Below are 12,617 nucleotides of genomic sequence, written 5' to 3' on the forward strand. Positions count from 1 at the left end.
TAGAATATGCTGGTAATTAAAGATTTACACTCGGATATTTCTGATTAGTTTTGGTTGTTCTATGGTTATAAATACATTGATAGTCTTCGGCTTCCTTTATGGTGTATTCTATCCGGGTGTCAGGTAAAGGGAAGTTCACAACCATTTCTTTCAGTGCTTCCTCGTCAAAGAGAGTTTGCTGGATATAGGCCTGTATTCCCCCTTCACATTCTACAAAACTTTCAAATCCTATTTCTCCGGCCAATGCGGACACTACATCATTCACTGTCTCATTACAGGGATGTGTTGTAAAGGTTACTTCTAAATATTTCATATCTTTTCGTTTATTCTATCACTTTACGGAGCAATGCCTCCATCTCATTTTTGAAGATGCCCGCTTCATGCACTTTCACCCCGTCCACATAGAACGTGGGAACGTAATAATAGTCGTATTGGTCGGCTATATCAGGATGTTGGGTTTCTTCTATCATTTCTATTTCTATAGGTTGGAATTCAGGATATTCTGCTTTCAGTTCTTCAATATAGCGCAGTGCTTTTTTGCAGAACGGGCATCTTTCCTGATAAAATAATTTCACTGGTTTCATACGATTGTTGGTTTAAGGATGATGACAAAGATAATTTCTTTTCATTACTTTCACAAACAAACCTTCCGTCTTTTTGTTTCAGACTTGTGCTCTCATTGCAAAGTTAGATGCAATTATGCCCTCATGCCCTCATTCGTGAGGTAATTTGTTTATAATGAACAGGTTATTTGTGATGGTAGCATAGAAGAGTATGAGGGCATTGCCCTCATACTTTCCTATGGTAAAATAAATTATTTCAACTTTGTTACATGATATAGGGTACCTCTGGTACTGGTCTTTTTAGGAATGTTCAGTTTGCGGAGAATACGTCCAAACCAATTTATTTTATTGATAGACAGTTTGTCGCGTGTGTTCTCTTGAAGATAATTAAAAATATCCATGGCAGTCATCCATTCTCCCTCCTTTTCGTTGGTTGCAGAAGAAAAGTTACAATGGAATAAATGCTCCAAAGGTGATATTTGCTCAAATTCGCTGTTGCTTTGTCGTAAAACGGCCTCATCTTCGTCATTCAGCCAATAACGTTCGTTCTTATAAAGTAAATGCATGGCTTGCGCATAGAGTTGGCGGTAGTCTATGGTGACATTGGTATCAATGGGATCGGTCACTTCGATACAGATAAAGCGACGGCTTCCCGTGGGGTCGGTGAGCAAATCCTTCTGATTGCTGGTGCCGATGAATGAGGCATAGCGGCGTAATTCGCGCACGCTGGTTCCGTAAGGCTTGCGCAGATTGGCTGTCGGTTTTTGTAACAGATGTTTCAGAAAGCCTTGTTGATTTACGGTAATCTGGTCGAATTCGTCCAGGTTGATAAGGAAAAATCGTCCCAAGGCACGCTCCGCTTCCTGTTTGCTGCTGAAGTCCAGGCTGTCGGCATAGCCGAAACGGAGTTCGGGTGGCAGCAAGATACGGCAATAAGTGGATTTCCGGAATCCTTGCGAACCTACAAGTAAAGGTGAAGTGCTGTTTCCATGCTGGCGGTCCATCCCCCTCCAATGCGCCACCATGCCTAGAAACCAACGGTAAAAGAGTTCTTCCCAATGCGGATTGCCGCAAGGAACGAGCCGGGCAAGTGCGCGGATGCGGTCAGTACCGTCCCATCGGGGAAGGTCACACAAGTATTCTTCTACAGGATTGTAAAGCGGAACGAAATCGGAGGTGAGAAAGCGGTCTATATCCCGGTCCCACACTTGCAGCCCTTCTTTTAAGGCGCAGAGGGAGATGCTGTTGCGGGTACGTTTATCTAAAGGCTTGAAATAGAAATGAACGGAGTCCCGTTGACGGTATTCCACCTCGTCCAGCACGGTGTTGAAGCGGAATTCATACCGTCTTTTCAAGAATTCCTCCAGCCGGAAGGTGGCTTCCTGCTCTTTACTGAAACCGCTTTTCTTACCGAAACCTTTCATTTCCCGGTATCCGTTGCCAAAAGCTGTACGGATGGTTTCTGTGTCCGTTGCGTGAAAATAGTGCATCAGCGTGCGCTGTACGGCTTCCTCTTCGGGGATGCCTGTTTTGAAGCATTGTTCTACCAGATGGGGCAGTAAAGGTTCCAGCCCGTCATCACGTTTCCAGTTTTCCATCTCGGCCAATGCTCTTTTCCGTGCCGACTGGTACATCAGGGCAAAAATCTGCATACTTTCGCAGCCGGGTGTCATTCGTTCCGGTGCGCTTTCGCTGTTTTGTTTCCGTTGCCGGAAAGTTTCCTCATCGGGCAGGGTAAGCGGTTGCTCTATGCAGAAAGGGGCGGACGAAGGGTTATAGTAAGGTTGTTCATCCACGGTCATGCGACAGCTTTGCATCAGGTCCGGTTCCTTCAGTGTGATGCCGAAAGGAAGCATGGGCTGGTAGCATGTCACCGCCAGCCGATAGGCGTGGGCATGAAACAGGAGGACTTCTTGTGTGGCAGTGGGCAAGCTGCCGTCAGTGCGTGCGAAGCGTACCCATATCTTTACGCTCCGTCCGCTTGAACCGCAGAAAGCGGCAAAGGTTTGTGGCAGTTGCTCTACTTGGCGTTTCACATATTCCACCTCATACAGGTCGGCGAGCCGGTTCACTTCCAGCTGCACCAGTCCGTTGTAATGTTTCATACGTTTCTCACCCTTTTGTTTGCGGGTATATTCTACGGCAGGATAGACACGTGGCAGTTTGTCGATGTGGACGTAGCGGGCGGACGATCCTGCCAGCCGGGGTAGTATTTCACGCAGTTCCGATATATGCCCTGCTTTGTTCTCTGTCTTTACTTTCTCGAAGAATGCGTCCGTATCGCATAGTGACAAGGCTTCTGTCCCCTGTTCTTCATCTTTTCTGATGAGTGTAATTTTCATATTTGTCTTTCGTTTGAATGTTTTTTGGTTTTATGTACCTCCCATGGAAAAGATGATGTTCTGTCGTGTGGAGAAGACTGCGTATTGCGAGTGTCTATGTGTGCATATTTTTAGTAAAGATAAGGTTTCTTTCCGGATTCTGCAAATGCTTTCCGGATTAAATGCCGTCTTTTTCTTTTTCCTTTCTTTTCTGTGTTTTTATTCTTAGTCTCAGTGCATATTCCCCTGTCTCTTATTTGTTTTCTACCTTTTCTTTTCTTATTTTTGTATGTTTGTAATTAGTTATTCACCCTTGTGATTAAGTCTGATCACAAAGGTGATTAAAATTAATCACAAAGGTAGTTAAGCTTAATCACGTCTGTGATTAACAGATATTGAACTTTCATCAATAAAAAAAAGAACAGTATGGCAATACTATTTGATTGGTACGAGAATCCCAAAACCTCTGAGCAACAAGGGGAAGAGAATATGTTGCATCCGCGTCTCCGGCTGAATGGGAAAGTAAGCACGGCCCAGCTCCGTGCCCGTATACAGAAATATTGTACATTGACGGAAACGGATGTAATAGCCGTGCTCGATGCGCTGTCACACGCCATGGGCGAGGAATTGGAGGAAGGCAGGCAGGTGCATCTGGACGGCATCGGCTTTTTCCGTCCCAATCTGGTGAGCACCGAGCCGGTAACCGAAAAGACGAAACGTAAAAATACAAAGGTAAGGCTTAAGGGGATTGTTTACCGCCCCGACCGATTATTGATGGATGAGGTGGGAAAGGTAAAGGTGCAGCGTACCCGGTTCTCGTTTCATTCAAGTAAACTGACCGATGAGGAAATTGACGCATTGCTGACGGAGTTCTTCACAACTCATGATTTTGTGCAGCGGAAAAGTTTCCAGCTTCTTTGCAGTATGACACAAAGTACGGCCAGCCGCCATTTACACCGCTTGTGCGAGGAAGGAAAGCTGAAAAATGTGGGACTTCCCAAACAACCGGTTTATAAGCCTGTGAATGGGCATTATGTTGTGAATGAATGATTTAAGTGAAATGTACAAGAAATTAGGAGTGAGGGCATGAGGGCAATGCTCTCACTTTTTAGCATGCCCTCACTGTGGGTAGTGGTTTAATAATGAGTAGGTTATGGCTTTTAGTGAGGGCATGAGGGTATAAGTGGGTGCAACTTATTATAAAAAGTTGTTTTACCACCAGATTTGTTTACCATCAACGTATGTGAACGGACGTTCTTCTGTTTTCCGTGTGTGTGCAGAAATAGATAAAATAGTTGAAGTCCGTTACTAAAATAGGGAAATCCCTACCAACTAATAGGGATTTTCTTTGTTATGAACTGAAACCTCTGGCTATCTTTGCACTAGAAAAAGTAGATAGAATAACAAATAAAACAGGTACGAGTATGAAAAAGATTGTATTAGCTTCGCTTATGATGGTGTGCTTGCCTTATTGGGCAATGTCACAAAGCGTTGATGACGACCTTTATTTCATCCCTAAGAAAAAAGCTGAAAAGAAAGAGGAGGTTAAGCAAGAGGTGAAAGTGGTGGTTCCGCAGAAGCAGAACACGACTACCGTTTACGCAGCCCCCGGTTCTACAGTGGTGGTGAAGGATGTGAAAGGAAAAGTGCGCGATGTGGATGAGTATAATCGTCGTTATACTTCACGAGATAATAACTTCTCGATGGAGAATGATACCTTGTATATTGAGGAGAAACCTTTGAATGAGAGAGGGGAATGGGTTAATGGTTTTGAGGGCTCTCAAGACGATTATGAATACGCGATGCGTATCGTCCGTTTCCGCAATCCCCGTTACGCCATTCCGGTAAGCAGTCCGCTCTATTGGGATGTGGTTTACGGTTTGCCTTCATGGGATTGGAATGTATATGATGACGGATTGTATGCATACGTTTTTCCCACTTACACGAACCGCTTGTGGTGGGATTGGCGTTGGAATTATCCATATGGCGCCAGCTGGGGATTCAGTTGGGGATGGAGTTCGCCGTGGTACTACAATAGCTGGTACTATCCCGGTTATTGGGGTGGCGGCTACTGGGGTGGCTATTGGGGCTACCATCATCACCACCACCATCATTATTATCCGCATTATTCCGGTCACGGTTGGGGCGGCGGCTACTGGGGAGGCGGTCATGGATGGTATGGCTCAAGCAGACGTAATCCGGGAATACATGCCGGAAGATACACCAACAGCTATGGCTCTTCACGCCCAAGCCGGAATAATTATGTGAATAGTTATGATAGGAATAGTCGTAATTCGTATGTAGGAAATTCCAGACAAAATGTCCGTAATAGTGCTAATAGCTATCGTACCGCAACACGTAACGGATCTTCATCAGGAAGAGTGGTTTCGGGATCTGACGGTGTAAATTCGGTTCGTCCTAATAGAAGCGCTATCAGAACCCGTACAGGAGCAACTCTTTCACCAAGTCAGGCTGCAGGAGTCCGTCCGGGTAATTCGTATTCACGTCCGACAGAAGGAAGGGGTTCTTCCTATACCAGACCAAGCAGTACCCGGAGAAGTGTGGGAAATGCAGCAGGATCTGCTTATCAGAGAACAGGGGCTGCAAGCCGTGGCGCCTATCGTAACAATAGTGGCGTTTCGAACTCTCGCAGCAGTTCATATTCCCGTAGCAGCAGTCCTTCCCGTAATAGTTCGTCTAACTCTTACCGTAGTAGTGGAACTTCTTCTTCCCGTAGTAGTTTTTCTAGTGGCGGTGGGGCTTCCCGTAGTTCCGGAGGCGGTGTTTCCCGTTCAAGTGGCGGTGGCAGATCGCGTACCAGATAAGTAGCAGATTAAACCAGACTGTTGTATTTAATAGAATTGATGTATGAAAAATAAAGTAATAGTAACCGCTTGTACGTTGCTGGCAATGGCAACGGCAAGCGCACAAAATGCTTATGATGCGGAAAAGTTGCTGGGGAATGACTTGAATGGAACAGCACGATTTGTTGGTATGGGTGGTGCCATGGGAGCTTTGGGAGGTGATATATCTGTCATGAGTTCCAACCCTGCGGGTATCGGCATTTTTCGTAGTAATGACGTGTCCGTTTCTTTTGGTTTTAATAATACTTCGACAAAGAGTAACTTTAGTGGCGTGTCAATGAATGAAGACAAAACGCGCGCTTCATTTGACCAGATTGGATTTGTTTATAGCAATAAGATAGGCAACAATACTTCTTTGCGTTTTGTGAATTTCGGATTCAATTACCATAAAAGTAAAAACTTCAACCGCCTTTTCTCTATGGGAGGGGCGTTGGATAATATGTCACAAAGCTTCCAGCTGGCTCAGGAAATGGAACGATATGGATTGACGGAAAGCGAGTTTAATGACATACTGGATGCGAAGAATCCTTATACCAAATATTGGAACCAGTTACCTGTTTTAGGAGTAATGGGGGTGAGAACCGGTGTGGTTGACTGGTTTAATGATCCTGAAAAAAACATTCATGCTCCATGGGGGTGGAATGGTTTTAACAATAACTTCTTTAGTAAGGAAACTGGAGGTATCAGTCAATATGATTTTAATGTTTCATTCAATATTGAAGACAGGGTCTATTTAGGAGCTACCTTGGGGGTCTATGATGTGAATTATGACCGTTATACTTCTTATACGGAAAATTTGAATGATGATAAGGGTGCGGATAATGGGGGGTATACATTGGATAATTATTATAGACTGGAAGGAACTGGTATGGATTTGAAGTTGGGGGTTATTGTACGTCCTATAGAAAGTTCTCCTTTCCGTTTGGGATTTGCCGTTCACACGCCTACATGGTATGATTTAAGAGAAAGCTATAATGCCACTTTATCTTCTGATATTTTAGCTTATGAAAAACCCTATATCCAGACATTGAGTGATTTTCTGGTAACTCCGGAGTATGATTATTTGACCTATGATTATAATCTTACTACTCCGTGGAAATTTAATGTCAGTGCGGGTACTACTTTTGCGGGTGCGGTGGCAGTAGGTGCGGAATATGAATATCAGGATTATTCTTCCAGTAAGCTGAAGGATGTGGATGGTTATGAATTGGGAGATCAGCTTAGCGTTGAGAATTATCTGAAAGGTGTCCATACTTTCCGTATAGGAATGGAAACGCGGATCATACCTGAGTTTAGCATCCGTGCAGGGTATAATTATTCTTCGGCTGCATTTTCAAAAGATGCTTATAGTGCCTTGTCTTTATATAGCACGCGTACTGATTTTAATAATACGGAGTCTAAGAATACCTTTACGTTTGGTCTTGGATACCGTGGCAGTGTAATTTATGCGGATTTGGCATATAAATATGATATGTATAAATCAAACTTTTATGCTTTTGACGATATAGATCTTCCGGCAACTAAAGTGGACAATGAACGGCATCAGCTCTTGCTGACAGTCGGCGCCCGCTTCTAAGAATTTATTGTGAGTCTAATATAATTAACCTGTGATATACCGGAAGAACTTTATAGGCTTCCGGTATATTTTTTATTTATCGCGGAATTCTTTCCTTTTCCAGAAGTTGAATCCTGCATATACACGAACGGTTCCGAATGTATTAGTGAGAGAGAAATTCCTTTTCCGATAATCGTATGTATGCATCACCAGTGAAGCACCTACAAAGTACTTGTTGGTATTATAGACCACGGCGGCACGTGTTATCAGGTCAAAATTGATATCCTTTATCCAATGATTGTCGGTGTTAGGCGTATCGTCTATTTTTGATTTTTTATAGGCAATGGCCGGTAAGAGTGAAAGATTGGAAACCCAGTTTTTTGCAAATACCCAGTTATAGCCATAACCCACGTTGATGCTGTAATCAGAATATTTCACTTTCTTGAAAAGCAGGGCATCATGCAGTTGGGCTCTCACTTCACCGGGAAGCTTTTCGTAATCAAAAGATATGTTGTGCTGGGAATAAGAAAAGCCCGCCATCAGGGAACCCGCGCTTTTACGCTGGTTGGTGGACTGGCTATAGGCTGCCGGATAAGAGAATTTTTTATAATTGAAAATCCAATAGGCGTTCAGTCCTTTGATTTTACTTTGCAATCCGTTGAAATTCAGATTTTTAATGGGAGTGTTCAGGTCAAATCCGCTGGAAGAACGTATCTTGAAATCGCTTCCTGTCTTTCTGTAATATAAATCCACACCAAATTTGGAACTATAAAGATTCAGTGCCATTTCGGTTTTCTTTGCCTTGTTCTTGTGTCCGCCGAAAATATCTTTTACATCGAAAGAATATCCTAGAAATATCCAGCGCCATCCGAAATAGACCCCCAGCTTGAAACTGGCATTGGGGGAGAATCCCAAACTTTGTTCGCCGTTGTTTCCTTTACTGCCTAACCGATAGTATTCGTACCAACTGCTGGATTCCAGCATGAAAGCCAGATTGTAGAGGTTAGGCGAGATATAGGTGGTATCGACCGCGTTGAATTCTTTTCCCACTTTCCTGATTTTTCTTCCGGTATGACGGACAGTTGTCGCTATTCCATCGGTCAATGTAATGAGAACACCCTTGTTGTCCTGTACTGTCGAGTCCTTCTGTTCCGCTTGTGCATATACACCGAGGGCGGAAAGGAAAGACAGACAAAACAGGCATAATTGACGGATGTCCATAGGCAGAAATCAGAGTTTGTCAAGTATACGGTCCATTACCCAGTTGGTGGGTGTCGCACTGATGCCGTCGCAGGTACAGACGGCTTTTCCCTGCAAGTGTTCTACTACGGCTTTTATGAGCGGAAGTTGTACATGAGGGGGATTTTCGGGAAGAAACTCCTCGCGGCCTCTTTCAGTATGCAGGGCGATGGGATCGTAAGTGAAAACAGAGAAACAGATCATTCCCTTGTCTCCGATGATTTCTATACGGTCTTCCTTGGCCGATTCATGGGCAACGAAACACCATGATCCTGATCCCGGCAGACCGGAATCAAATTTGAAGCAGGCACTTATCGTATCTTCTGCCGGATATAACCCGCCACGGTTGCTCTTGTATCCTTGGGCTTCGAGAATGCAGCCGAACATATCTTGTAGCAAATCCAGCTGGTGAGGAGCCAGATCATAGAAATAACCGCCGCCGGCAATATCAGGTTGTACACGCCAGGGAAGGTTGGTACTGTTGTAATCCAAAGCGCGGGGAGGCTGGGCGAAACGTATCTGTATGTTGATGACATTGCCTATTTCTCCGTCCTCTACCATCTGGCGTACTTTTTGGAAATAAGGAAGATAGCGTCTGTAATAAGCTACGAAACAAGGAATTCCTGTTTCCTGTGATATGCGGTTGATGCGTGCACAGTCTTCATAGCTGGCCGCCATAGGTTTCTCGATGTATACGGGCTTTCCTGCCTTCATGGACATAATGGCAAAAGTGGCATGAGAAGAGGGGGGAGTGGCTATATAAATAGCATTGACATCTTCATCTCCTATTAACTGCTGCGGATCGGAGTACCAGCGGGGAATGTTGTGTCTTTTGGCGTATGATTGAGCTTTTTCTTTGTCACGGCTCATTACGGCCACTACCTCTGAACCTTCGATCAGGGCAAAGGCTGGTCCGCTTTTCTTCTCGGTCACTTCTCCGCAACCGATGAAGCCCCATTTTACTTTGTCTAATTTAACCATGGTAATAACTTTTTTGTCATTCCGCTTAAAATAATAACAATTTATATTGCAAAGATAGGACTATTTTGCAATTTCAGCCGGATAAAAATCAGTTATTGTAATATTTCTTGCGCAACAGTTTGAATGCAGGAGTCTTGACGTAGTCATTTAACCAGGAATTCAGGCTGTCAAGCAATATTGGAGAATGTTTGCTTACTCCCCATGAATAGAATTGTGAGAAGCTGATGGCTGTTTCTATATCCAATTGTGGAAAATCATTGATGGAGGCTTTGGCAATGCTCTCGTCGCATACGGCATAGTCTATGTCACCATGTGCTACCATGGCCAGTAATTGTTCTTGTCCGTATTTCTCCACTTCTTTGATATAGATGGTATCGCCTATTTCGTTACTTAAATTATGTATGCGCAGGATGGCAGGTGAGTTTTTGACTAGATGAAGGGTCTTGCGGGCTAGTTCCAACTGGCTGTGAATGTACAGACTATCGTTTTCTTTTTCGGGTTTACGCTGTACCAGTACTTGTTTGTTCAGTATAATGGGGCGGGTAAACAACAGGGAGTCTTTGTATTCTGTGGTAACTACCGTGCTGTTGGCCAATATATCGTATGTTCCTTTTTGTACGCCTTCCAGTCTTTTGGAAAAGCTCATTTCAGGAGTGATTTCCGGTTTCAGTCCTTTGCTGTGTGCAAAAGCATGGAGCAGTTCGTAGTGGAAACCGGAAACGGTGTCGCCGTCGGCATAAAAACTGATAGAATTGTACTCGGTAACGGCACGCAGGATTCCCGATGCCGCTATTTCTGCATAATCGCGGGGCAGACTGGTTTCAGCCTCCGTTTTCTTTTTGAAGAAGATGGAGGATAGGGTTACTGCAAGGATACCCATCAGAATGTATTTCAGATATTTTCTCATATAGACCGTCAATCAAAGAAATTCCATGAAAGGCCGAACTTTATCATTCGCGGATTGATTGGGTAGTGAGGCGCCAGGAAGTAATTGGATTTTCCCGAACCGGCATTGACGTGATACATCATAATAAAGAAGCGGGTACGTTTTAAATGCAGGTTGGCATAGACGTTGACTATCGGAAAAGCTCCTATCTCGATTTTGTCATCAGGATTCTGGTTATAGAATTGTCCGATGACGGGGGAGTAGTCTGGCGCGTAATATTTACTGAAATAACGCACATCTGCTCCCATTTCTATCTGGAGTACTTTTTTGGCGAGACCGAATTTCATGTACAAGTTGCCGTAAGCCGACAATTCCGGTAAGGGCAGAATGTCTTGCTCACTTGATTTTTGATAGGCTACTTCACCGTCGAGATGAAATATTCCTACTTTCAATTTTTGTTGCAACATTGCTGTGAATATTTGTATATTGCCGGAGTGCTGTCTTACGGCTGCATTGTTCTTGAAACCGGTGACATTTCCTTCACTGTCTTTTACCGGTATGCTGGCATTGGCCAGATAAGTGTAGTTCTTTATATTTTCCACTCCGGCACGCAGTTGGGTTCCCCATCTGTTCAGACTTAGTTTTCCTTCCAGTCGGGTTCTCATTATTTTGGATAAATCGTTGTTGTCCCACCAGTAATGTTTGGATTGGAAATGCCTGAAATAGAATACGGGGTTCTGGTTCTTGATGAATGCATTTACATCCAGTCTCACCGTATCTCCGAATAAACGGAGATTCAGATCCCCTCTGCCTTCTACGCTGAATTGTCCTGCATCTTCACCGGCTATGGCCAATTCTCCTAGAATATTGTAATGTAATAGTTTTCCTTGTTTTTTGGATAGTTCGCCGCCAATGGAGAGTGAACTTTCCTTATAGTTGTTGATAATGCGCTGTCCCGGTATGTTTGTCGTGTCGGTCAAGGCGAAGTTTCGGTATTCATAACTTAAAAAGGCGGTAAGTCCGGCTTTCGCCCATTTGTTGAATCCTTCTTGTAAAGCAATGCCAATGGTATTTTTGATGGATGTGCGCTTCGTCTTGTCTATCGAGTCGGTCCCCAGATAGTTATGTTCAAAATACTTCTGATTCTGTGCGTCATCGTATGAGATGTATTTGCGATTGTTCAAGTCCACTTGTAATGTATGTATGAAGCTTGTGACAGGAACAAATACCTGCGTTATTTTTACGGAGTCCGTATCCACACTGTCCTGTTTTTCTTTATAGAACCCTAAGTTGTAACGATGTGTCAGGAAGGCATGGTAGCTGGTGTTGTGATTCCATATCTGACTCAGTCGCGTTGGGATTTCGTTGGCGGAATATTCTTTTTTGCCTTCTGCCATATCCAGTGGGTTGGTGATATACCGGTCGTCCGTGATACCTCCGTTTTCTGCCATCTTCAAGTTATCGTTGTTGAATATGAAATGCATGTCATATTTGTCTCCCCGGTAGCTGGAGAACAGGCCACCGTTGAAAAAGGCTGTGGACTGATCTTGGTAAAGCCCCCGGCCATACAGGTAATCTATGTAGAATCCAAACCCCAGTCTTTTGTTTGCATTGATGGCAAAATAGGATTTGAAGCGTTCTTCTCCGTCACGGCTGCCTCCTCCTTTGTAATAGCTCAGGTTCGTGAATGGAGAAAATGTATTGGTGAATATGACATCTTCCGGACGTTGTACGCAAAAGTCGTATGGGTCGGTGAAAAAGTATTGGCTGGGATCCCGACGGTCAAAAAAGATGCGTGAGAGGCGGGGGGAACCCAAATTTCCCAAGTAATTGTATTGTCCGGTGTAGCCGCCCATGTCATTTGAGTTCTGGAAAGCGTGCTGCAAGGTATCTACGGGGATATAAGTGACATTGCCAAAACGACTGTCCACTTTCCATGAATACAGTCCGATGGGGATAGTGTTGGCATCTACTACGGCTGTCGTGTCTATGGGGTTTCCGTTACGGTCATATTGGTTTCTGTCCAGTCCGTTTGCCGAGGAACCGAACTGATTGTTCAGGGTATTCATTGTCCGCTGTGCCATCAAGGAAGTATGGAAGCACAGGAATAATAAAAAAATAATAGAGAATATTCTTTTCATAACGGCGGCAAAGATACAATATAAAAATAAAAGGAAGAGCTTTTCCGCTATGGAAAGTTCTTCCTTT

Annotated in this window: 9 protein-coding genes and 1 pseudogene; 3 read left to right on the forward strand and 7 right to left on the reverse strand. The window is 44.0% G+C overall.

Features of this window, described 5'->3' with window-relative positions; genetic code table 11:
- Nucleotides 1–82 precede the first annotated feature (82 nt).
- The 3 genes and pseudogenes from RE317_RS13240 to RE317_RS13250 all read right to left on the reverse strand — a co-directional run.
- Nucleotides 83–313, reverse strand: a pseudogene (locus tag RE317_RS13240) (50S ribosomal protein L11 methyltransferase); the annotation flags it as partial.
- 10 nt (nucleotides 314–323) lie between these two features.
- Nucleotides 324–584: a thioredoxin family protein gene (locus RE317_RS13245; RefSeq protein ID WP_005846148.1), complete on the reverse strand. Its 261-nt coding sequence runs from the start codon at nucleotides 582–584 to the stop codon at nucleotides 324–326.
- A gap of 230 nt (nucleotides 585–814) precedes the next feature.
- Nucleotides 815–2,905 carry a BT4734/BF3469 family protein gene (locus RE317_RS13250; protein ID WP_008671049.1) on the reverse strand — a complete coding sequence of 697 codons (2,091 nt, stop codon included), beginning with the start codon at nucleotides 2,903–2,905 and terminating at the stop codon, nucleotides 815–817.
- 405 nt (nucleotides 2,906–3,310) lie between these two features.
- Between RE317_RS13250 and RE317_RS13255 the strand changes: the two genes are divergently transcribed.
- The 3 genes from RE317_RS13255 to RE317_RS13265 all read left to right on the forward strand — a co-directional run bounded on the left by RE317_RS13255 (nucleotide 3,311) and on the right by RE317_RS13265 (nucleotide 7,324).
- Nucleotides 3,311–3,934, forward strand: coding sequence for a DNA-binding protein (locus RE317_RS13255; RefSeq protein ID WP_308821655.1), 624 nt, complete (start codon nucleotides 3,311–3,313; stop codon nucleotides 3,932–3,934).
- A gap of 374 nt (nucleotides 3,935–4,308) precedes the next feature.
- The gene (locus RE317_RS13260) at nucleotides 4,309–5,709 is read left to right on the forward strand and encodes a hypothetical protein (RefSeq protein WP_005846156.1); all 1,401 of its coding nucleotides are present in this window, start codon (nucleotides 4,309–4,311) and stop codon (nucleotides 5,707–5,709) included.
- A gap of 43 nt (nucleotides 5,710–5,752) precedes the next feature.
- A complete protein-coding gene (locus tag RE317_RS13265; RefSeq protein ID WP_008671054.1) occupies nucleotides 5,753–7,324 on the forward strand; it encodes a hypothetical protein in 1,572 nt (523 codons plus the stop codon).
- A 72-nt stretch (nucleotides 7,325–7,396) separates the two neighbouring features.
- Here RE317_RS13265 and RE317_RS13270 read toward each other — a convergent pair whose 3' ends face one another.
- The 4 genes from RE317_RS13270 to RE317_RS13285 all read right to left on the reverse strand — a co-directional run bounded on the left by RE317_RS13270 (nucleotide 7,397) and on the right by RE317_RS13285 (nucleotide 12,550).
- Nucleotides 7,397–8,524, reverse strand: coding sequence for a DUF4421 domain-containing protein (locus RE317_RS13270; RefSeq protein WP_005846161.1), 1,128 nt, complete (start codon nucleotides 8,522–8,524; stop codon nucleotides 7,397–7,399).
- A gap of 9 nt (nucleotides 8,525–8,533) precedes the next feature.
- A complete protein-coding gene (locus RE317_RS13275) occupies nucleotides 8,534–9,523 on the reverse strand; it encodes a Gfo/Idh/MocA family protein (protein ID WP_005846163.1) in 990 nt (329 codons plus the stop codon).
- Between the two features lie 88 nt (nucleotides 9,524–9,611).
- Nucleotides 9,612–10,430 carry a transporter substrate-binding domain-containing protein gene (locus RE317_RS13280; protein WP_005848601.1) on the reverse strand — a complete coding sequence of 273 codons (819 nt, stop codon included), beginning with the start codon at nucleotides 10,428–10,430 and terminating at the stop codon, nucleotides 9,612–9,614.
- An 8-nt stretch (nucleotides 10,431–10,438) separates the two neighbouring features.
- Nucleotides 10,439–12,550, reverse strand: a complete 2,112-nt coding sequence (locus RE317_RS13285; protein ID WP_005848599.1) for a putative porin — start codon at nucleotides 12,548–12,550, stop codon at nucleotides 10,439–10,441.
- Nucleotides 12,551–12,617 lie beyond the last annotated feature (67 nt).

It is taken from the genome of Phocaeicola sp. GP0067, assembly GCF_031119655.1.
Classification (GTDB): domain Bacteria; phylum Bacteroidota; class Bacteroidia; order Bacteroidales; family Bacteroidaceae; genus Phocaeicola; species Phocaeicola vulgatus.

What these genes read in the sequence shown, in the direction of transcription:
- RE317_RS13280 (WP_005848601.1), bottom strand. Translation starts at nt 10,430, where the DNA reads ATGAGAAAATATCTGAAATACATTCTGATGGGTATCCTTGCAGTAACC.
- RE317_RS13285 (WP_005848599.1), bottom strand. Translation starts at nt 12,550, where the DNA reads ATGAAAAGAATATTCTCTATTATTTTTTTATTATTCCTGTGCTTCCAT.
- RE317_RS13270 (WP_005846161.1), bottom strand. Translation starts at nt 8,524, where the DNA reads ATGGACATCCGTCAATTATGCCTGTTTTGTCTGTCTTTCCTTTCCGCC.
- RE317_RS13265 (WP_008671054.1), top strand. Translation starts at nt 5,753, where the DNA reads ATGAAAAATAAAGTAATAGTAACCGCTTGTACGTTGCTGGCAATGGCA.
- RE317_RS13245 (WP_005846148.1), bottom strand. Translation starts at nt 584, where the DNA reads ATGAAACCAGTGAAATTATTTTATCAGGAAAGATGCCCGTTCTGCAAA.
- RE317_RS13255 (WP_308821655.1), top strand. Translation starts at nt 3,311, where the DNA reads ATGGCAATACTATTTGATTGGTACGAGAATCCCAAAACCTCTGAGCAA.
- RE317_RS13260 (WP_005846156.1), top strand. Translation starts at nt 4,309, where the DNA reads ATGAAAAAGATTGTATTAGCTTCGCTTATGATGGTGTGCTTGCCTTAT.
- RE317_RS13250 (WP_008671049.1), bottom strand. Translation starts at nt 2,905, where the DNA reads ATGAAAATTACACTCATCAGAAAAGATGAAGAACAGGGGACAGAAGCC.
- RE317_RS13275 (WP_005846163.1), bottom strand. Translation starts at nt 9,523, where the DNA reads ATGGTTAAATTAGACAAAGTAAAATGGGGCTTCATCGGTTGCGGAGAA.